Source organism: Shinella fusca, from assembly GCF_014203155.1.
GTDB classification, from domain to species: domain Bacteria; phylum Pseudomonadota; class Alphaproteobacteria; order Rhizobiales; family Rhizobiaceae; genus Shinella; species Shinella fusca.
Window position 1 is genome coordinate 67069 of record NZ_JACHIK010000015.1, and the last position, 20718, is coordinate 87786.

At 63.9% G+C, this 20718-nt stretch carries 19 protein-coding genes; 10 read left to right on the forward strand and 9 right to left on the reverse strand.

Features of this window, described 5'->3' with window-relative positions; translation table 11 throughout:
- Positions 1-14: 14 nt before the first annotated feature.
- The 5 genes from dnaQ to HNQ66_RS18425 are packed head-to-tail and all read right to left on the reverse strand — an operon-like array spanning position 15 to position 3604.
- Entirely contained in the window at positions 15-719 is a 705-nt protein-coding gene (gene dnaQ / locus HNQ66_RS18405) for a DNA polymerase III subunit epsilon (RefSeq protein ID WP_184145638.1), read from the reverse strand.
- Positions 719-1309 (reverse strand): dephospho-CoA kinase, encoded by a 591-nt coding sequence (gene coaE, locus HNQ66_RS18410; RefSeq protein WP_184145639.1) that lies wholly within the window; start codon positions 1307-1309, stop codon positions 719-721. The genes dnaQ and coaE overlap by 1 nt, the downstream gene beginning before the upstream one ends.
- Positions 1306-2166, reverse strand: coding sequence for a shikimate dehydrogenase (locus HNQ66_RS18415; RefSeq protein WP_184145640.1), 861 nt, complete (start codon positions 2164-2166; stop codon positions 1306-1308). Before HNQ66_RS18415 ends, coaE begins: the two co-directional genes overlap by 4 nt.
- Complete coding sequence (locus tag HNQ66_RS18420; protein ID WP_184145641.1) at positions 2159-2758, reverse strand: Maf-like protein; 600 nt, start codon at positions 2756-2758, stop codon at positions 2159-2161. The genes HNQ66_RS18415 and HNQ66_RS18420 overlap by 8 nt, the downstream gene beginning before the upstream one ends.
- A 24-nt stretch (positions 2759-2782) precedes the next feature.
- Positions 2783-3604, reverse strand: coding sequence for a pyruvate, phosphate dikinase/phosphoenolpyruvate synthase regulator (locus tag HNQ66_RS18425; protein ID WP_184145642.1), 822 nt, complete (start codon positions 3602-3604; stop codon positions 2783-2785).
- Between the two features lie 406 nt (positions 3605-4010).
- On the opposite strand from HNQ66_RS18425, the gene hemE reads away from it, so the two are divergent.
- The 8 genes from hemE (at position 4011) to HNQ66_RS18465 (ending at position 12786) form a co-directional block, all read left to right on the forward strand.
- Positions 4011-5045 (forward strand): uroporphyrinogen decarboxylase, encoded by a 1035-nt coding sequence (gene hemE, locus HNQ66_RS18430; RefSeq protein ID WP_184145643.1) that lies wholly within the window; start codon positions 4011-4013, stop codon positions 5043-5045.
- Complete coding sequence (gene hemJ, locus HNQ66_RS18435; RefSeq protein ID WP_184145644.1) at positions 5042-5581, forward strand: protoporphyrinogen oxidase HemJ; 540 nt, start codon at positions 5042-5044, stop codon at positions 5579-5581. Before hemE ends, hemJ begins: the two co-directional genes overlap by 4 nt.
- Before the next feature lie 186 nt (positions 5582-5767).
- The gene (gene rho / locus HNQ66_RS18440) at positions 5768-7033 is read left to right on the forward strand and encodes a transcription termination factor Rho (protein ID WP_184145645.1); all 1266 of its coding nucleotides are present in this window, start codon (positions 5768-5770) and stop codon (positions 7031-7033) included.
- Positions 7034-7153: 120 nt separating this feature from the next.
- The gene (gene mnmE, locus HNQ66_RS18445; protein WP_184145646.1) at positions 7154-8479 is read left to right on the forward strand and encodes a tRNA uridine-5-carboxymethylaminomethyl(34) synthesis GTPase MnmE; all 1326 of its coding nucleotides are present in this window, start codon (positions 7154-7156) and stop codon (positions 8477-8479) included.
- A gap of 69 nt (positions 8480-8548) precedes the next feature.
- On the forward strand, positions 8549-10435 hold the full coding sequence (gene mnmG, locus HNQ66_RS18450) for a tRNA uridine-5-carboxymethylaminomethyl(34) synthesis enzyme MnmG (protein WP_184145647.1): 1887 nt from the start codon (positions 8549-8551) through the stop codon (positions 10433-10435).
- Complete coding sequence (locus HNQ66_RS18455) at positions 10432-11067, forward strand: 16S rRNA (guanine(527)-N(7))-methyltransferase RsmG (RefSeq protein ID WP_184145648.1); 636 nt, start codon at positions 10432-10434, stop codon at positions 11065-11067. The genes mnmG and HNQ66_RS18455 overlap by 4 nt, the downstream gene beginning before the upstream one ends.
- Positions 11068-11078: 11 nt before the next feature.
- Positions 11079-11873 (forward strand): ParA family protein, encoded by a 795-nt coding sequence (locus HNQ66_RS18460; RefSeq protein ID WP_184145676.1) that lies wholly within the window; start codon positions 11079-11081, stop codon positions 11871-11873.
- Between the two features lie 22 nt (positions 11874-11895).
- On the forward strand, positions 11896-12786 hold the full coding sequence (locus HNQ66_RS18465) for a ParB/RepB/Spo0J family partition protein (RefSeq protein WP_184145649.1): 891 nt from the start codon (positions 11896-11898) through the stop codon (positions 12784-12786).
- Positions 12787-12801: 15 nt separating this feature from the next.
- Here the strand turns inward: HNQ66_RS18465 and holA are convergent, their stop codons facing one another.
- From holA to leuS, 3 genes are read right to left on the reverse strand one after another with little or no spacing between them, the layout of a single operon-like run.
- The gene (gene holA / locus HNQ66_RS18470) at positions 12802-13836 is read right to left on the reverse strand and encodes a DNA polymerase III subunit delta (RefSeq protein WP_184145650.1); all 1035 of its coding nucleotides are present in this window, start codon (positions 13834-13836) and stop codon (positions 12802-12804) included.
- Positions 13837-13843: 7 nt separating this feature from the next.
- Positions 13844-14368, reverse strand: coding sequence for an LPS assembly lipoprotein LptE (locus tag HNQ66_RS18475; RefSeq protein ID WP_184145651.1), 525 nt, complete (start codon positions 14366-14368; stop codon positions 13844-13846).
- On the reverse strand, positions 14355-16985 hold the full coding sequence (gene leuS, locus HNQ66_RS18480; protein WP_184145652.1) for a leucine--tRNA ligase: 2631 nt from the start codon (positions 16983-16985) through the stop codon (positions 14355-14357). The genes HNQ66_RS18475 and leuS overlap by 14 nt, the downstream gene beginning before the upstream one ends.
- 171 nt (positions 16986-17156) lie before the next feature.
- Between leuS and HNQ66_RS18485 the strand changes: the two genes are divergently transcribed.
- Positions 17157-17816 carry a YggS family pyridoxal phosphate-dependent enzyme gene (locus tag HNQ66_RS18485; RefSeq protein WP_184145653.1) on the forward strand — a complete coding sequence of 220 codons (660 nt, stop codon included), beginning with the start codon at positions 17157-17159 and terminating at the stop codon, positions 17814-17816.
- A gap of 121 nt (positions 17817-17937) precedes the next feature.
- Entirely contained in the window at positions 17938-19836 is a 1899-nt protein-coding gene (locus HNQ66_RS18490; protein ID WP_184145654.1) for a propionyl-CoA synthetase, read from the forward strand.
- A gap of 169 nt (positions 19837-20005) precedes the next feature.
- On the opposite strand, the gene HNQ66_RS18495 is transcribed toward HNQ66_RS18490, so the two are convergent.
- Positions 20006-20707, reverse strand: a complete 702-nt coding sequence (locus tag HNQ66_RS18495) for a DUF1013 domain-containing protein (RefSeq protein ID WP_184145655.1) — start codon at positions 20705-20707, stop codon at positions 20006-20008.
- Positions 20708-20718: the final 11 nt, after the last annotated feature.

Genomic DNA, 20718 nt, shown 5'->3' on the forward strand with positions numbered 1-20718 from the left:
ATCGTGAGCCGGATTCAGGCACCGTATTTCGCCCAGATCGCCTTCGCGCCCATCTTCTCCACCATGGCGGCATGGGCGGCGCGGTCCTCCTCCGAAATCCGGGGGGCGAGCGGACGCGGACGCGCGCCGAGCGGCAGGACGACCTCGTCTTCCACCTCGACCAGCGTCTTCCGCCCGGCTTCGGCCGTGCCGAGACCGAGGGCCGCCTGCCGGCCACCGATCATCTCGATATAGACCTCGGCGAGCAGTTCGGAGTCGAGAAGCGCGCCGTGATGGGTGCGGCGGGAATTGTCGATGCCGTAGCGCCGGCAGAGCGCATCGAGCGAATTCGGCCCCATCGGATGCTTGCGGCGGGCGAGCGCCAGCGTATCGGTCACCCGGTCGGATGCCACCGGCGGCAGACCGATCCGCTCGAACTCGGCATTGATGAAGCCCATGTCGAAGTTGGCATTGTGCGCCACCCAGCGGCCATCGCCGAAGAAATCGACGATTTCCTGCGCAACCTCGGCGAAGGAGCGCTTGTCCTGCAGGAACTCGTCCGTGATTCCGTGCACCGCGAGCGCATCGGGATGTACCTTGCGGTCGCCGGGGTTGATATAGATGTGCAGGAACCGGCCGGTCGGGAAATGGTTCTCCAGTTCCACGCCGCCGATTTCGATAACACGGTCGAGCTTGCTGTCGAGGCCCGTCGTTTCCGTATCGAAGATGATCTCGCGCATCAGTCTTTCCGTTCCGTCAGCTTCCCTACGATCTCTTCCACCTGTTTACGCGCCGCTTCAAGCCCCTTTCCGGTATCGATGAGGAAATCGGCCCGGCGGCGCTTTTCCGCATCCGGCATCTGGCGCGACAGGATGAGCCGGAATTTTTCCTCCGTCATGCCGGGCCGGGCGAGCACGCGTTCCCGCTGGATCTGCGGATCGCAGGTAACGACCACCACCTTGTCCACCCGTGCCTCGCCGCCCGTCTCGAAGAGCAGCGGGATATCGAGGAGAACGAGGGGAGACCCGTTCCGGCGCTCGGCTTCGAGGAAGGCCTGTTCGCGCGCCCGCACCAGCGGATGGATGACGGCTTCCAGTTCCCCGAACCGTTCAGGCGCGCGGGCAAGCGCGGCGGAAAGCGCCTTTCGGTCGATCACGCCATCGGCCAGCGCCTCGGGAAACAGGGACGCGACGGGCGCGACGGCGTCCGTCCGGTAAAGATCGTGCACCGTTGCATCGGCGTCGTGAACCGGCACGCCGAGATCCCCGAACATGGCGGCCGTCGTCGACTTGCCCGTTCCGATCGATCCGGTGAGGCCGAGCACGATCATCCGTGCGCCTCCATGTCGGCGAGGATGATGTCACGCAGTGCCGCATCGACGTGCGGCCGCACGCCGAACCATTTCTCGAAGCCGGGCACTGCCTGATGCAGCAGCATGCCGAGACCGTCGACCGTAGCGAAGCCCTGGTCGATGGCCTGGCGGAGAATGGGCGTGACGAGCGGCACATAGACGATATCGGTCACCACCGCGCCGCCGGCAAGCGGCGAGAAATCGATGGCCGGCGCCGGTGCACCGTCCATGCCGAGCGACGTGGTGTTGACGAACAGGCCGGCGCCCTTCGTCGCCTCCCCGAGCGCTTCCATGGGATGGGCGTGGACCTTCGGCCCGAAACGGTCGGCAAGCTCCTGCGCCCGTGAGGCCGTGCGGTTGACGACGTGAATTTCCCCGACACCCCGGTCGCGAACCGCCTGGATGATCGCCCGGCTGGCTCCGCCCGCGCCGAGGATGACGGCGCGGTCGGTCCTGTTCCAGCCCGGTGCCGCGGCATCGAGATTGGCAAGGAAGCCGTAGCCGTCCGTGTTGGTCGCATGAAGGCGCCCCTCCTCCAGCCAGAGCGTGTTTGCCGCGCCGAGCTCGGCGCTGAGGTCGTCCGGCCGGTCGGCCAGCGTGAACGCCGCCTCCTTGTGGGGGATGGTGACATTGCCGCCGACGAAGCCGGATTCACCGCTCTTCAGCCGGGATATGAAGCCGGCGAAATCCTCGGGAGCGACGGCCTGCCGTGTGTAGGAGCCAGCGAGGCCTGCCCTTTCCAGCCAATGGCCGTGGATCAGCGGCGAGCGCGAATGCTTGATCGGATAGCCGACGACGAAGGCGTGGCAGGCGGATGTTTCACGTGAATCATGCATCGATGGCACCGAGATTACGAAGTTTGGCCAGCAGCGGCAGGAGCGGAAGGCCGAGAATGGTGAAATAGTCGCCGTCGATCCGCTCGAAGAGCTGCACGCCCTCGCCTTCAAGCTGGTAGGCGCCGACGCTCGCCAGCACCCGCGTTCCGACACGGGCGAGATGGCGATCGACGAAATCCTCCGAAAGCGACCGCATCGTCAGGCGGGCGATGGAGACATGGTTCCACAGCGTTTCACCGTCGCGGACGAGCGCGACGCCGCAGTTCAATTCATGCGTCCGTCCGGACATGGAGAGGAGGTGGGATTTCGCTTCCGCCATGTCGGCCGGCTTGTGGAACACGCGTCCTTCCAACGAAAGCGTCTGGTCGGAACCGATGACGAGAGCACCGGGATTGCGCCCGGCAACGTCCCGCGCCTTCTCCACGGCCAGCGCCTCGGCCACCTCCGGCGGCGTCGGGTTTCGCTTCGACAGGGCCGCCTCGACCGCGCGCTCGTCGATGGCCGCGGCTTCGGCCGAAAAGGCGAGGCCGGCATTTTCCATCAGCATGCGGCGGAAGGGGCTTTGCGAGGCAAGGATCAGCGGCGGCGTCATGACGATCTCCATTCGCCTTCCGCGTTAGCGGAGCTTGGGGCGAAGAGCAACGATGGCGGCGGCCGTTTCCTCGATGGAGCGGCGCGTGACGTCGATCACCGGCCAGTTGTTGCGCGAGCAGAGCGCCCTTGCATATTTCAGTTCCTCGGAGATTTGCGCGCGGTCGATATAATCGTCGCCGCGGAAATCCTGAGTCTGGCCGAGCACGCGGTTCTGCCGGACCTGGGCGATCCGGTCTGTCGTGGCGATAAGGCCGACGATCAGCGGCCTTACCGCTGCCGAGAGGCGCTCCGGCAGCGGCACGCCCAGCACGATCGGCACGTTCGCGGTCTTGATGCCGCGGTTTGCAAGATAGATGCTGGTCGGCGTCTTGGAGGTGCGGCTGATGCCGACGAGGATTACATCCGCCTCTTCCAGATCGGCCGGCAATTGCCCGTCGTCATGGTCCATCGTGAAATTCAGCGCCTCGATACGTGCGAAGTAATCCGCATCCATCACATGCTGCGCGCCGACCCGCCGGCGCGAGGGCGCACCGAGATAGGACTGGAAAAGATCGATCACCGGCTCCAGCACGGAAACGCAGGGCACGCCCATTTCCCGGCAGCGCTGGTCGATGATGCCCGAAAGTTCCCGATCGACGATCGTATAGAGCACGATGCCCGGCGCCCCATCGATCGCATCGAGCACCGGCATGAGCTGCCTGCGGTTGCGGATCAGCGGATAGACATGCTCCAGCGCCTGCGAGGACTGGAACTGCGCCGCCGCCGCCCGGCCCGCGGCGATCAGGGTTTCGCCCGTCGAGTCCGATATGAGGTGCAGATGGAAGTAGTTTCTGGTGCTTTCCACAATATCCTCCGCCCCCTGTTGATGGCCCGGGAGAACCGGGAGCTAAAAACGGGACGGGGCCGGAGGCAAGAGGATAAGTGCCGACTTTTCCACAATCGGCGAATGGCGGGAAAGCGATTCACCGCACATGTGGATAAGACTCGCGGTCACGGCATAGTGTCGCGCCTTTCCACAGCCTGTCCACAGGAAGCGACTTTCCCGACCGCTTCGAACCGTCTTGATTCCAAAAGGAGAATCCGGTTTTCCCGGTTTTCACTTCGCAAAAGCCGATTGCCGGTCGCCTTTTCCCGGTCCCTCGTGCTTCTGCCGGGATTTTGTGGAAAGGATTTAATCCTTGATAGTCACCGACTCTAAGAAATAGAAACCTTTTCAAAGAGATTATTTCTTTATTGGGAGAAGCCCCCGCGTGTCTGAGAAAAGCCGGAAGATCGTCGAGGTCCTGAACGGGAAGACGGTTTCTCCCCCTCCCCTCTGGCTGATGCGCCAGGCAGGCCGTTATCTGCCGGAGTATCGGGCAACGCGTGCGGAGGCGGGAAGCTTCCTCGATCTGTGTTATTCGCCGGAGCTGGCGACGGAAGTGACGCTCCAGCCGATCCGCCGCTACGGCTTCGACGCGGCGATCCTCTTCTCCGATATCCTCGTCATCCCCGATGCCCTGAAGCGGAACGTGCGCTTCGAGGAAGGCCATGGACCGCGGCTCGACCCGATCGACGTCGACGGCATTCTCGCGCTGAAGGAGGACGGCGTTCTGGATCATCTTCGGCCCGTCATCGAGGCGGTCGGGCGCATCCGCGGGGCATTGCCGGATGAAACGGCGCTGCTCGGCTTCTGCGGCGCGCCCTGGACGGTGGCGACCTACATGATCGCCGGCCACGGCACGCCGGACCAGGCGCCGGCGCGGCTTTTCGCCTATCGCGAGCCGAAGGCCTTCGCCCGCCTTCTCGATATGCTGGCCGATCTTTCCGCCGACTATCTCGTGGCGCAGATCGATGCCGGCGCCGATGCCGTGCAGATCTTCGATTCCTGGGCGGGCGTGCTCGGCGAGACGGAGTTTGCCGACTATGCCCTCCGCCCTGTTCGGCGCATCGTCGATTCGGTGAAGGCACGCCGGCCCGGAGCCAGGATCATCGCCTTCGCCAAGGGCGCGGGCCTTCTCCTCAGGTCCTACCGGCAGGAGACGCGCGCCGATGCTATCGGCCTCGACTGGTCGGTGCCGCTGTCCTTCGCGGCCGAGCTGCAGAAGGACGGCCCGGTGCAGGGCAATCTCGATCCGATGCGGGTGGTGGCGGGAGGCGCGGCGCTCGATACCGGCGTGGATGCGATCCTTCAGGCGCTCGGCAACGGCCCCCTCATCTTCAATCTCGGCCACGGCATCACGCCGCAGGCCGATCCCGATCATGTGACGCGCCTCGTCGCGCGGGTGCGTGGGGAAACCCCGTGAGCGAGAAACAGACGGGCGCGGGCGCCGGGCGGCGGGCGCAGATACGGGCGGCCATCGCCATCGCCGTCTTCGCGCTGGTCGCCCTTCTGGTCATCCTCCATCCGCCGGAGGACCCCGTATCGTGGATCAAGGCGCTGCACGTCGTCGCCGTGATTTCCTGGATGTCCGGCCTTCTCTACCTGCCGCGGCTCTTCGTCTACCATACCGACGCGCCGGCCGGTTCGGCCCTTTCGGAAACCTTCAAGGTGATGGAAAAGCGGCTCTACCGGGTCATCATGCAGCCCGCCATGGGCCTTTCCTGGCTGCTCGGCCTGTATCTCGCCTGGTCCGTCTATGGCTTCCAGGGCGGCTGGCTGCATGCCAAGCTCGCCTTCGTCGTGCTTCTGTCCGGCGTGCATCAGTTCTACGGCCGTGCCGTGCAGGCCTTTGCCGAAGACCGCAACACCCGCACGGGCCGGCAATGGCGCATCTGGAACGAGGCGCCGGCGCTGCTGATGGTCCTCATCGTCATCATGGTGATCGTCAAGCCGTTCTGAGGCCATCCGCGACAAATCGGACGAAATGCATCGCCCCCCTTGCGGGCCTCGGCCGGAATCGCTATTTTCCGCCCATCTCATCTTCATGGCATGTGTATTCGTTCAGTGGACTGCACCGTATCCCGCGCAGTTCGTCCTTGACCCGCACGCCTTTCCCCACCCGATGACCCGCAGCATGGACCATTCATGGCCGAAATGAAGCTACAAGACCTCAAGAACAAGACTCCGACCGACCTCCTCGCCTTTGCCGAATCGCTCGAGGTCGAGAACGCGAGCACGATGCGCAAGCAGGAACTGATGTTTGCCATCCTCAAGATGCTGGCCTCGCAGGATGTCGAAATCATCGGCGAAGGCGTCGTGGAAGTGCTGCAGGACGGTTTCGGCTTCCTGCGTTCGGCCAATGCGAACTACCTGCCGGGCCCGGACGACATCTACATCTCCCCCTCGCAGATCCGCCGCTTCTCGCTGAAGACCGGCGACACGGTGGAGGGCCCGATCCGCGGCCCCAAGGAAGGCGAGCGCTATTTCGCCCTTCTCAAGGTCAACACGATCAATTTCGACGATCCGGAAAAGATCCGCCACAAGGTCCATTTCGACAACCTGACGCCGCTCTACCCGAACGAGCGCTTCAAGATGGAGCTCGACGTCCCGACCTCGAAGGATCTTTCCCCGCGCGTCATCGACCTGGTCGCGCCGCTCGGCAAGGGCCAGCGTGCACTGATCGTCGCGCCCCCGCGTACGGGTAAGACCGTTCTCCTGCAGAACATCGCCCATTCGATCACCGCCAACCATCCGGAATGCTACCTCATCGTCCTTCTGATCGACGAGCGTCCGGAAGAAGTGACGGACATGCAGCGCTCGGTGAAGGGCGAGGTCGTCTCCTCGACCTTCGACGAACCGGCGACGCGCCACGTCCAGGTTGCCGAGATGGTCATCGAGAAGGCCAAGCGCCTCGTCGAGCACGGCCGTGACGTCGTCATCCTGCTCGATTCGATCACCCGTCTTGGCCGCGCCTACAACACCGTCGTTCCGTCCTCCGGCAAGGTGCTGACGGGCGGTGTCGACGCCAACGCCCTCCAGCGCCCGAAGCGCTTCTTCGGCGCGGCACGCAATATCGAGGAAGGCGGCTCGCTGACGATCATCGCGACGGCGCTCATCGATACCGGCAGCCGCATGGACGAAGTGATCTTCGAAGAGTTCAAGGGCACCGGCAACTCGGAAATCGTGCTCGACCGCAAGGTTGCCGACAAGCGCATTTTCCCGGCGATGGATATCCTCAAGTCCGGTACCCGCAAGGAAGACCTGCTGGTGCCGCGCCAGGACCTGCAGAAGATCTTCGTGCTCCGCCGCATCCTGGCTCCGATGGGCACGACCGACGCGATCGAGTTCCTCATCGACAAGCTCAAGCAGACGAAGAACAACGGCGACTTCTTCGACTCGATGAACACCTGATTAAGGCATCGCCAACGCCTTTTCGATGGTCCCGCCGACGAGGCGGGGCCATTTTCGTTTGATCCATCACTATCGATTCTCGTCCGAAACGACAGAATCGATTCGTATCCGGAACGCCAGATGACGCACGGCTCGGACACAATTTTCGCGCTTTCGAGCGGCGGCTTGCCGTCGGGCGTGGCGGTTGTCCGCATAAGCGGACCCGCGACGCGAAATGCCTTGGTTTCTCTCTGCGGAGGCGTTCCGGCGTCCCGCCGCGCTACGCTACGCCCGATTCGGTCCCGGAACGGTGAGGAGCTGGACAAGGGCCTTGTCCTCTTTTTCCCCTCTCCGAATTCCTTCACGGGTGAAGACTGCGCCGAACTCCAGATTCATGGCGGGCGGGCGACCGTACGCGCCGTCCTGGCAACGCTGGGGGAGTTGGAGGGATTGCGGCCGGCCGAAGCGGGAGAATTCTCCCGTCGGGCCTTTATGAGCGGCCGCATGGATCTCGTCGAAGTGGAAGGTCTTGCCGACCTGATCGCGGCCGAGACGGAGATGCAACGCCGGCTGGCGGCTGAACAGGCCGCCGGCGGTCTCTCCCGCCTTTACGATTCGTGGGCGAAACGACTGACCCATGCGCGGGCAATGATCGAGGCGGAGCTTGATTTCGCCGATGAAGACGATGTACCGGGTTCCGTTGCTGCATCGATCTGGGACGACATGCGCGTCTTGCAGAAGGAAATATTTAACCATCTGGGCGAAGGCCGAATCGGCGAAATCGTTCGCGATGGTTTGAAAGTCGTCATCGCCGGTCCGCCGAACGCCGGAAAATCCAGTCTTCTCAATTACCTTGCGCGTCGGGAAGTCGCCATCGTCACGGATGTTCCCGGGACGACGCGCGATGTTCTCCACGTCGATCTCGATCTTCTCGGTTTTGCTGTCCGGCTTTTCGATACGGCCGGCCTGCGGGAGACGGAGGATGTGGTTGAGCGCGAGGGCATTCGACGGACCCAGCTCTCGATGGCGGAAGCGCATCTCGTCCTTCTGTTGTCGGACCGACCGGATGAGGATTGGCCAGCGCTTGCCCACGGCTATGAAGGCCCGATCATTCGAGTTCTGACGAAATCCGATACGCGAGACACGGCGTGGCCTTCCGTTCGTTCCGATGCTATGATCTCGACAAGGACGGGAAGCGGCATTGACGATCTGCTTGAAGCTGTCGCGGATCATCTTCCGGATATCGAAGCTGGAAGTGCATTGGCCCTGCCGACACGGCAGCGGCACATGGAGAGCTTGGCGGAGGCCCGGATCCAGATCGAGCGGGCCCTTGCGTGTCTGGATGGATTGGATATTCAGTCCGAGTATCTTCGCTTGGCGGGACAGGCTCTTGGACGCGTGACGGGTCGGGTTGATGTCGAGAATCTGCTCGATATCATCTTCTCGGAATTCTGCATTGGCAAATGATTCACGTGAAACACTACAACGCATGCGAGTCGCAGCGAGCGTTTCACGTGAAACAGGTGGAACAATAGAATGAGTAACTTTACCTATGATGTCGTTGTCATCGGCGGCGGTCATGCGGGCGTGGAAGCCGCGGCCGCATCCGCTCGTTGCGGGGCCAAAACCGCACTCGTAACGCACAAGGCGGCAACGATCGGCGTTATGTCGTGCAATCCCGCGATTGGTGGCCTTGGAAAAGGTCATCTCGTCCGCGAGGTGGATGCGCTGGATGGTTTGATGGGGCGGGTTGCGGACCGGGCCGGTATCCAGTTTCGTTTGCTCAACCGACGCAAGGGACCGGCCGTACGGGGGCCGCGGACGCAAGCCGATCGCAAGCTTTATCGTGAGGCAATGCAGGAGGAGATTGCTGCCATCGCCGAGCTCGATGTCATTGAAGGCGATGCCTTCGATCTCAGCTTTGAGGACGGAAAGGTTGCGGGCGTTGTCCTGAAGGATGGAAGGCATCTGACTTGCCGCTCCGTGGTGGTCACGACCGGTACCTTCCTGCGGGGCCTCATTCATATCGGCAACGAAAAGATTCCCGCCGGCCGCGTCGGTGAAGAGCCCTCGCTTGGCCTCTCCGCGACGTTCGAGCGTCTTGGCCTTCGTCTCGGCCGTTTGAAGACCGGGACCCCGGCCCGCCTGGATGGCCGCACGATCGGCTGGCAGTCGGTCGGCAGGCAGGCTGCGGATGAAAATCCGGTTCCCTTTTCCTTCCTGACGGATCGGATTACCACGCCCCAGATCGAATGCGGCGTGACCCGGACGACACCCGCCACGCATCGTATTATCGAGGAGAATATCGGCAAGTCGGCCATGTATTCCGGCCAGATCGAGGGTGTGGGTCCGCGTTATTGCCCTTCGATTGAGGACAAGATCGTAAAGTTTGGCGAACGGGATGGCCATCAGATTTTTCTCGAGCCCGAAGGGCTGGATGATCCGACCGTCTATCCGAACGGTATCTCCACTTCCCTGCCCGCCGACGTGCAGGACGCATTCATACGGACGATCCCCGGCCTGGAAAAGGTCACCATCCTTCAGCCGGGCTATGCGATCGAGTATGACCATATCGACCCGCGCGAGCTCTCCGCTACCCTCGAAGTCAAACGGCAGCCCGGCCTGTTTCTCGCCGGGCAGATCAACGGCACGACCGGTTATGAGGAAGCCGCGGCCCAAGGCCTGGTCGCCGGCCTGAACGCCGCGCGTCGCGCCGCGGGGGTCGATGGCCACATCTTCAGCCGGACGGACAGCTATATTGGTGTGATGATCGATGACTTGACGTCGCGTGGCGTCGCCGAACCCTACCGCATGTTCACCTCTCGCGCCGAGTACCGCCTTTCCCTGCGCGCAGACAATGCCGATGTTCGCTTGACGCCGCTAGGGATGGTGCTGGGCCTTGTCGGCGCGGATCGTCGGCAGCGTTTTTCGGCATGGTCTTCCGAGATGGATGCTGCGCGAGACCGGCTTCGTTCCCTGCAGCTATCGCCGAACGAAGCCGCCAGTCACGGGATTCAGATCAACCGTGACGGGGTACGGCGCAGTGCTTACGACTTGCTTGCCTACCCCGCCATCGACTATGTGCGCCTGGCCGAAATCTGGCCTGAGGAGTTGAAAGCCTTCTCGCCTCGCACATGCGAGGCCATCGAGATCGAGGCGGGATATGCGGTTTACATGAATCGGCAGGAAACGGATATTGCCGAGGCGCGCCGGGAAGAGGAACGCCGTATCCCTGACGATTTCGATTTCAGCATGCTGCCGGGCCTTTCCATTGAACTGCGCCAGAAGTTGACCGCTGCACGGCCTGCCAACCTCGCGCAAGCGGCACGCATCGATGGGATGACGCCGGCGGCCTTGACCCTTCTCCTGGCCTATCTCAAGCGATTGCCACTTGAGCAATCTCGCCGGGTCGCAACCGCATGAGCTCCCTTCCCCGCGAGTTGAGCGCCCTGGATGTTTCACGTGAAACGATGGGACGGCTTGAAACCTTTATCGCGCTTTTTCAGAAATGGGCGAAGGCAATCAATCTCGTCGCGCCATCGACGCTTGCCGAGGCATGGAGGCGGCATGTCGTTGACAGCATGCAGATCTATGCGCTGCATCCCGGCCCGCGAACCTGGGTCGATCTCGGCAGCGGCGGCGGTTTTCCCGGCATCGTGACCGGGATTCTTCTTGCCGGTAAAGGAGATGGCTGGGTTCATCTTGTCGAGAGCAGCAACAAGAAGGCGGCATTCCTTCGCACCGCCATTCTCGAAACCGGCGCCCGCGCATCCGTCCATGCGATCCGGATCGAGGATGCACCGGCGGAAATCCAGCGTTGCGACGCCATTTCGGCGCGAGCTCTCGCCGATCTCGATCTATTGATGCAATTCGGCATGCCTTGGGCCGAGCAGAACCCTTCGCTCCGCTTTTTCCTGCACAAAGGCCGGGATTACCAGCGCGAAGTCGATAAAGCGCTTGGTCGGTGGAGATTCGATCTGGTAAAACATGCCAGCATCGTCGAGCCCGACTCCGTTGTGCTCGAATTGTCGAATCTTTCGCGAAAACTCCAGTGAACGGCACGTCCATGATAGGCGAGAAGAACCGGATCATCACCATTGCGAACCAGAAGGGCGGCGTCGGCAAGACGACGACCGCGATCAATCTGGCGACTGCGCTTGCCGCAATCGGCGAACGCGTCCTGATCGTCGATCTCGATCCGCAGGGCAATGCCAGCACCGGCCTCGGCATCGACCGGCGTAACCGTGAGCTTTCCTCCTACGATCTTATGATCGGCAGCCAGGGCGTTGCCGAGACGGCGCTGGCGACGGCGGTTCCGAACCTTTCCATCATCCCGTCCACCATGGACCTTCTCGGGATCGAGATGGAGATCGCGCAGCAGAGCGATCGCGTCTTCCGCCTCAAGCGCGCCCTTGCCTCGGTCGAGGCGCTGTCTTACTCTTACGTTCTCGTCGATTGCCCGCCGTCGTTCAATCTCCTGACGATGAACGCGCTTGCGGCGGCGCATTCCGTTCTCGTGCCGCTCCAGTGCGAGTTCTTCGCGTTGGAGGGCCTGAGCCAGCTTCTGGAAACCGTCGATCAAGTGCGCCGGACGGTCAATCCGCGCCTCGATATCCAGGGTATCGTGCTGACGATGTTCGATTCGCGCAATAACCTGGCCCAGCAGGTCGTCAACGACGTGCGCATCCATCTCGGTGAGAAGGTCTACCACACGCTCATTCCGCGGAACGTGCGCGTTTCCGAGGCGCCGTCCTACGGCAAGCCGGCCATTCTCTACGACCTCAAATGCGCCGGAAGCCAGGCCTATCTTCAGCTTGCTTCCGAGGTGATCCAGCGTGAAAGGCAGCGGAAGGCTGCGTAAACCGTATCCGTGAGTAGAACCGATGACTGACGACAACTCCAGGCGGCGCCTTGGCCGCGGCCTTGCTGCCCTGATCGGTGAAATGGACCAGCTTCCCGCTGCCGATATCGGCGCCCGGCCGGCCGTCAACCCGGACCGGCTGGTTCCGATCGAATTCGTCGGCCGCAACCCGCGCAACCCGCGCCGCTATTTCGATGAATCGGAACTGCAGGATCTGGCGTCCTCCATTCGCCAGCACGGCATCGTCCAGCCTGTCGTCGTTCGCACCACGGCCGACAATCGCTATGAGATCATCGCCGGCGAGCGGCGCTGGCGCGCTGCCCAGCTTGCCGGCCTGATCGAGATTCCGGTGATCATCCGGGATGTCGACGACCGGACGGCGCTGGAGATCGCCATCGTGGAGAACGTCCAGCGGTCGGACCTCAATCCACTGGAAGAGGCGATGGGATACGAGCTGCTGATCGCCGATCATGGCTATACGCAGAACGATCTCGGCGAGATTATCGGCAAGAGCCGGAGCCATGTCGCCAACAGCCTCCGCCTTCTGAAGCTGCCGGAGCCGGTGCGTGAAATGCTTGCCTCGGGCACGCTTTCCGCAGGCCACGCCCGTGCGCTCATTCCCACGTCCGATCCCGTGGCATTGGCGCGGTCGATCGTCGCTAAGGGCATGTCCGTGCGCGATGCCGAGCGTCTCGCGCAGAACGACATAAAGGCGCAGAGCGATCCGGACCAGGGCCAGGCATCGCGGAAGGAAGAGAAGGACGCCGATACGGTGGCGCTGGAGCGCACGCTGTCCGACGTTCTCGGCCTTGACGTGACGGTCAATCACAAGGGCAGCGGCGGCCACCTGAAGATCGCCTACAAAACCCTGGAACAACTGGAAGAAATCTGCCGGCTTCTCGAGCGGAGATAATCTCCTTAGCCGGATTCAGCGGCGAGCGGATTGAAGGACGGTCGCCAGCATCGTCTGCACGGCGATGGTATCCTCCAGGGCCGGCCGCTGCCGGCTTTGCAGGATGGCGGCCTGGAGGCGCTGGGTTTCACGCCGGATGGCGGGGCCGGTCCAGGTTCTCAACGCATTCTCGACGATCGGCTTGCGGCGGAAATGCAAACGCCGCCCGAGGCTCGCCATCGCCTGCGCGGGGGGAACGCGCTTCTCGTCCATCTCGGCGCGCATCAGCTCCAGGAGCTGGAACTGCCTGAGGCAGCCCTGCAAGACCAGGAAAACCGCGGTCTTGGACGAGACGATCTTCTGGATCGCGTGGAGAAAGCCGTCCCGGTCCCCCTTGAGAATGGCGTCGACGGCGTCGTCCGTCGAAATCGCACTGGCATCCCCGACAATCTCCGCGACATCCTGTTCCTCGACCATTTCCTTGCCGCGGCAATAGAGAGCGAGCTTGCGCACCTCGTTACGCGATGCGAGGCGGTCACCACCGATCGTTTCGACCAGGCGCTCGCGCGCGGCGGGGGAAATCCTGAGATTCTCGGCGGAAAGCTCCTGATCGATCAGTACCTGGAGGGCGCGGCCGTCATCGGCATAGCAGGGGATCGCGACAGCGGCGGAGATGGATTCGGCAGCTTTGCGCAGGGCGGCGCCCTTCTTGAGGTCCCCCGCCTCGATGATGAGCGTGGAGGGGCCGGCCGGCATATCGGCAAGGATATCGAGGCCATCGGAAAGACCCTTCTCGCTGCCGGCGTTGCGAATCCAGATAAGGCGTTCGCCGCCGAAAAGGCCGATGGCGTTCATCTCGTCGATGAGCCGACCCGGCTGGCTGCCGATGTCGCCGGCGTCGAGCTTTACGACGGAGAAGGCATCGTCGAGGGCAACGCCGCTTGCTGCCGCCAGTGCCGCCGCGCGCTCGGAAACCAGGCCACGGTCGGGGCCGTAGATGAGAAAAAGCCGCACGGGCAGCGGCTTCCGTTTCAGGAAAGCGTCGAATTCGTGCGACTTGACTTCCGCCATGGCCGGATCAGCGACGGGCGAGCGCCGCCGCCACGTCCGCGCGCACGAACTCGGCCGCTTCGCGCGCCGCCCGCTCCTCGGCCTCGCGGATGGCACGAAGCTTGGCGAATTCCTGCGCCGGGAAATCGACCATGGCCGAGGCCGTTCGTTTTCCCGAAGCCACCGTTTCGCCGGTGTCGGCGCGGGCAAGGTTGTAGTCCGCCGAAACGATGATGCGGCCGGCGCGCATCGTATCGCTCGCAACGTCGGCGAGGACACCGAGCGACCGGCTGGTGACGTGGAGCTCCAGGCGATAGGCCGCATTCTGCGGCTCGCCGGCGCCGCCCCCGAACAGGAAGACGAGCTGGTTGCGGACCTGCTGCTCTATGCGGTCGTCCGCTTCCGAAATGGAAACGGACGCGAGCTTGCCCTCCACCACGCCAGGCGTGGAATAGAGCGGCCGCACCTGGCAGCCGGCGACAGCGCCGAGAATAGCGATGCCGGCTATCGTCTTCACAAGCCGCGAGAAGCCGGTTCCGTCAGACAACAACATTCACGATCCTCTGCGGTACGACGATGATCTTCTTGGGATGCTGGCCGCCGAGTGCGGCCTGGACCGCCTCGAGCGCGAGCACGGCCTCTTCGACCGCACTCTGGTCCGCGTCGCGGGCGATTGTCAAATCGGCGCGCTTCTTGCCGTTGATCTGCACCGGCAGCGTGATCTCGTTCTCGGCGACCAGCCGTTCGTCATAGGCCGGCCAGCCCGAGGTTGCCACGAGGCCTTCGCCGCCGATCTCGCGCCAGCATTCTTCCGAAAGATGCGGCGTCATGGGCGCAACGATGCGGATCAGGATGCCGACGGCTTCACGCAGGGCGCCCGTAAGTTCGGGCGAGGCCTTGCCGGAGGCCGCCGTCGCCAGCGGAGCGGCCAGCGCGTTGACGAATTCGTAGATGCGTGCGACGGCCTTGTTGAAGGCAAGCTTGTCGTAGTCCGCCTGCACCGCCTTCAGCGTCTTGTGCGCGGCCTGCGAGATGGCAAGCGCCTCGCCTTCCGTGCCGGGGCGGCTTTCGGCGGCCTTGAGGGCGGGAGCGGCTTCCGAAACGAGGCGCCAGACGCGCTGGACGAAGCGGTGCGCGCCTTCGACGCCGGCTTCCGACCAGATCACGTCACGGTCCGGCGGGGAGTCAGAGAGCACGAAGAAGCGGGCGGTATCGGCGCCGTAGGAGGCGATGATATCGTCCGGATCGACGACGTTCTTCTTCGACTTCGACATCTTCTCGATGGAGCCGATGGCGATTTCTTCGCCGGATTCGAGATGCACCGCGCGCCGCTGGCCGTCCATCTCCTCGATGCGGATCTCGGCCGGCATCACCCATTCGCGCTTGCCGTCGATGCTGCGGCTATAGGTCTCGTGCACGACCATGCCCTGCGTGAAGAGGCCCTTGAAGGGTTCCTTCAGGTCGAGATGGCCGGTCGCCTGCATGGCGCGGGTGAAGAAGCGCGAATAGAGAAGATGCAGGATCGCATGCTCGATGCCGCCGATATACTGGTCGACGGGGAGCCAGGCATTGGCGGCCGCCGGATCCGTCGGGGCATCTTCCCACGGCGCGGTGAAGCGGGCGAAATACCAGGACGAATCGACGAAGGTGTCCATCGTGTCCGTCTCGCGGCGGGCGTCCTTGCCGCAATGCGGGCAGGCGACATGCCGCCAGGTCGGATGACGGTCGAGCGGGTTGCCCGGCTTGTCGAAGGTGACGTCGTCGGGCAGCTTCACCGGCAGGTCCGCCTTCGGCACGGGAACCACGCCGCAGGCCTCGCAATGGATGACCGGGATGGGGCAGCCCCAATAGCGCTGGCGCGAAATGCCCCAGTCGCGCAGGCGGAAGTTCACCTTGCGCTCGCCCACCGGCGCATTGCCGAGCGTTGCGGCGGTGAGGCGCCTTGCGACCTCCTCGAAGGCTTCCTCGGCGGAAAGGCCGTCGAGGAAGCGGGAATTGATCATCACGCCGTCGCCGACATAGGCCTCGTCGCCGATCGCGAAGGTGGCGGCATCCGCTTCCTTCGGCATGACGACGGGCACGACCGGCAGGTCGTATTTGCGGGCGAAGTCGAGGTCGCGCTGGTCGCCGGAGGGGCAGCCGAAGATGGCGCCCGTGCCATAATCCATCAGCACGAAGTTCGCGACATAGACCGGCAGCTCCCAGGCGGGATCGAAGGGGTGGCGGACGCGGATGCCCGTATCCATGCCCTTCTTCTCCGCCGTTTCGAGGGCGGCGAGCGAGGTGCCGGCGCGGCGGCACTCCTCGCAGAAGGCCATGATCTCGGGGTTCCTGGCGGATGCATCCCTGGCCAGCGGATGATCGGCGGAAATGGCGAGGAACGAGGCGCCGAACAGCGTGTCGGGACGGGTCGTGTAGACCGTCACGTCCTTCTCCCCCGTCAGGCCCGCGCTGTCGCAGACTTCCCAGCGCACCAGCATGCCCTCGGAGCGGCCGATCCAGTTCTTCTGCATCAGCCGGACCTTTTCCGGCCACTGGTCGAGCGCTTCCAGCGAATCCAGCAGGTCCTGGCTGAAATCGGTGATGCGGAAGAACCACTGCGTCAGCTCGCGCTGTTCGACGAGCGCGCCGGAGCGCCAGCCGCGGCCGTCGATCACCTGCTCGTTGGCAAGCACCGTATGGTCGACCGGGTCCCAGTTCACCTTGGACTGCTTGCGGTAGACGAGGCCCTTTTCCAGGAAATCGAGGAAGAGGTACTGCTGGCGGTGGTAGTAGTCGACGTCGCATGTAGCGAATTCGCGCGACCAGTCGAGCGACAGGCCCATGGACTTGAGCTGCTTGCGCATCGCCGCGATATTGTCATAGGTCCAGCCCTTCGGGTGGACCTTGTTCTGCATGGCGGCGTTCTCGGCGGGCATGCCGAAGGCGTCCCAGCCCATCGGGTGCAGCACATTGTAGCCGCGGGCGCGCTTGTAGCGGGCGACGACGTCGCCCATCGCGTAGTTGCGCACATGGCCCATGTGGATGCGGCCCGACGGATAGGGGAACATCTCGAGGACATAGTACTTCTCGCGCGGGTCGTCGTTCCTGGTCAGGAAGACGTTTTCGTCGTTCCATTTTGCCTGCCAGCGGGGCTCGGCATCGCGCGGATTGTAACGTTCGGTGGCCATGTCTTTGATGTTCCGGGAGTCTTTTGGGAGTCTTGGCGGGTGGTCCGCCCATGCGAATATGGTGCCGAGACCTTCATCATGAAACCGCCGAAGCGTCAAGTTTTCCGGGCTGCGCTTGGCAAGCGCCGCCGATTTCGCTAGTGCGGGAGAGGATTTCGACGGAGAGGGACCATGGATTTGCAGGATCGTCTTGCGGACGTTCGCAGCCGGATCGCCAAGGCGGCGAAGGAAGCCGGCCGGCAGCCGGATGCCGTCACGCTCGTGGCCGTGTCGAAGACCTTCGACGCGGAGGCGATTCGCCCGGCGATCGCCGCCGGCCAGCGCGTCTTCGGAGAGAACCGCGTACAGGAGGCCGAGGGCAAATGGCCGGAACTGCGCACCGGGACGAAGGGCATCGAGCTGCATCTGATCGGCCCCCTGCAGTCCAACAAGGCCGCCGATGCCGTCGCGCTGTTCGACGTCATCGAGACGGTCGACCGCGAGAAGATCGCACGGGCGATTGCCGCCGAGATGACGAAGCAGGGCCGCGCGCTTCGGCTCTATGTGCAGGTCAATACGGGACTCGAGCCGCAGAAGGCGGGGATCGCGCCGGACGACACGGTCTCCTTCGTCGCCTTCTGCCGGGAGGAGCTCGGCCTTGCGATCGAAGGGCTGATGTGCATTCCGCCGGCGGACGAGAATCCCGGGCCGCATTTCGCGCTGCTCGCCAAGCTCGCCGCACGGTGCGATCTCGACCGGCTGTCGATGGGCATGTCCGGCGATTATGAAACCGCCGTCGGCTTCGGCGCGACGAGCGTGCGGGTCGGCTCGGCGATCTTCGGGTCGCGCTGACATTATTTTCCGCGCAATTTCCGCCTCAGGCTTTCGTCTGGCTTTGCGGAAAGCCCGCCCTCTCCTATTCTTCTCGTCGAGGAGCCGGCCGCTTGCGGCCGGGCGCATGCGGGAGGAAGCAATGCAAGGGACCTATGCCGAGATTTATCACGCCTGGAGGGACGACCCCGACGGGTACTGGGCGGAACTGGCGCGGGACATAGACTGGTTCACGCCGCCGTCGCGGATTTTCGACGGCAATGACGGCGTCTACGGCCGATGGTTTCCCGACGCGGCGGGCAATACCTGTCACAACTGCGTGGATCGGCATGTGGCGGCGGGCCGCGGCGATACGACAGCCCTGATCTACGACAGCCCCGTGACAGGCCGGAAGGCGCGCTACAGCTATGAAGCGCTTCTGGCGCAGGTGAACGCGATGGCGGCGGTGCTCGCCGATGCGGGTGTCGCCAAGGGCGACCGCGTGATCGTCTACATGCCGATGATCCCCGAAGCGATCTTCGCCATGCTCGCCTGCGCGCGCATCGGCGCGATCCATTCCGTGGTCTTCGGCGGTTTCGCCGCAAGCGAGCTTGCGGCGCGCATCGACGATTCGGCCGCAAAGCTGGTGGTCACGGCAAGCTGCGGCGTGGAGCCGAACCGGGTGGTGGCCTACAAGCCCCTGCTCGATGCGGCTATCGACCTTGCCCGCAACAAGCCGGAGCGCTGCCTCGTCCTGCAGCGGCCGGAGCTTGCGGCAGACCTCGTGCCCGGTCGCGATGTCGATCTCGGGCAGGCGCTTTCGGCGGCTGCGGGGCGTATGGTGCCCTGCGCGGCGCTTGCGGCCACCGATCCGCTCTATATCCTCTATACATCCGGCACGACGGGACAGCCGAAGGGCGTCATCCGCGACAATGGCGGGCATATGGTGGCGCTCGCCTGGACCATGCGCGCGCTCTACGGCGTGGAGCCCGGCGAGGTCTATTGGGCGGCATCGGATATCGGCTGGGTCGTCGGCCATTCCTACATCGTCTATGCGCCCCTTCTCAACGGCAGCACCACGGTGCTCTACGAGGGCAAGCCGGTCGGCACGCCCGACGCCGGGGCCTTCTGGCGCGTGGTGGAGGAATACAAGGTCTCGGTCCTCTTCACCGCGCCGACCGCCTTCCGCGCGATCCGCAAGGAGGATCCGGAAGGGCGCTTCGTGAAACGCCACGACATTTCCAGCCTGAGGGCTCTCTTCCTTGCCGGCGAGCGGGCCGATCCGGACACGATCCGCTGGGCGGAGGCGGTGCTGGGCGTGCCGGTCATCGATCACTGGTGGCAGACGGAGACGGGCTGGGCGATCGCCGGCAATCCGCTCGGGCTCGGCGCGCTTCCCGTCAAGCACGGCTCGCCGACCGTGACCATGCCGGGCTACGATCTTCGCGTGCTGGACGATGCCGGCCATGAGGTGCCGCCCGGCACGCTCGGCAATATCGCGCTCCGCCTTCCCCTTCCCCCGGGCTGCCTGACGACGTTCTGGAATGCCGACGAGCGCTTCCGCACGGCCTGCCTTTCGGAGTTTCCCGGCTATTACAAGACGGCCGATGCCGGCTATGTCGACGAGGACGGCTATGTCTTCGTCATGGCGCGCACCGACGACATCATCAATGTCGCAGGCCACCGCCTGTCGACGGGAGCGATGGAGGAGGTCTGCGCCAGCCATCCCGACGTTGCCGAATGTGCGGTCATCGGCGTCGCGGATGCCGTGAAGGGCCAGGTGCCGGCCGGCTTCCTCGTGCTCAAGAGCGGTGTTTCACGTGAATCATCGGTGGTGGAGCAGGAGGTGGTGGGCCTGGTGCGCGATCGCATCGGTCCGGTTGCGGCCTTCAAGACGGCGATCTGCGTGAAGCGCCTGCCCAAGACGCGGTCGGGCAAGATCCTGCGCGGCACCATGCAGAAGATCGCCGACGGGCTCGACTGGAAGATGCCGGCGACCATCGACGATCCGGCGATCCTCGACGAGATCGCAGGGGTTCTGTCGGAGCGGCGGATCGGTTGAACATGAAAAAACCCGGCCGAAGGGCCGGGTCGGATAGGCAGGCAAAGCCCGCCAGCTTCTCCTCCGTCATGGTCGGGCTTGACCCGACCATCCACGCCCCACCCGCGGCCTGGATCCTCGGCTCAAGGCCGAGGATGACGGCAGAGTGCGGGGTGGGCGGGAACGCCCTTCAGAACTGGTCGTCTTCGTCGTCGTCCGGCGTGGAGGACTTCAGCGACTTCAGCTTGGCGAAGACGGCGTCGGCATCGATTTCCTTCTCTTCCTCGCGGTCGGTGCTGTAGGGCAGCTTTTCCGTTTCCTGCGCGGATTCGAGCGTGGCGCCGAGCTCGGCGGCGGTCGGCAGCGGACGGCCCTTCGATGCGCGTTCGACTTCGAGGTCGAGGTCGATCTGCGAGCAGAGGCCGAGGGTGACGGGATCCATCGGCGTCAGGTTCGCCGAGTTCCAGTGGGTGCGTTCGCGGATCTGCTCGATCGTCGACTTGGTGGTGCCGACGAGACGCGAGATCTGCGCATCCTTCAGTTCGGGATGGTTGCGAACGAGCCAGAGGATGGCGTTCGGGCGGTCCTGACGCTTGGAGACCGGGGTGTAGCGCGGGCCCTTGCGCTTGGATTCCGGCACGCGGACCTTGGGTTCGGAAAGCTTCAGCTTGTGGGCGGGGTTGGCTTCGGCGCGGGCGATCTCCTCGCGGGAGAGCTGGCCGGTCGAGATCGGATCGAGGCCCTTGATGCCCTGCGCCGATTCGCCGTCGGCGATGGCCTTCACTTCGAGGGGATGCAGCTTGCAGAACGTGGCGATCTGGTCGAACGACAGCGCCGTGTTGTCGACCAGCCAGACCGCTGTCGCCTTTGGCATGAGAAGCTGTTGAGCCATGGATATAATCC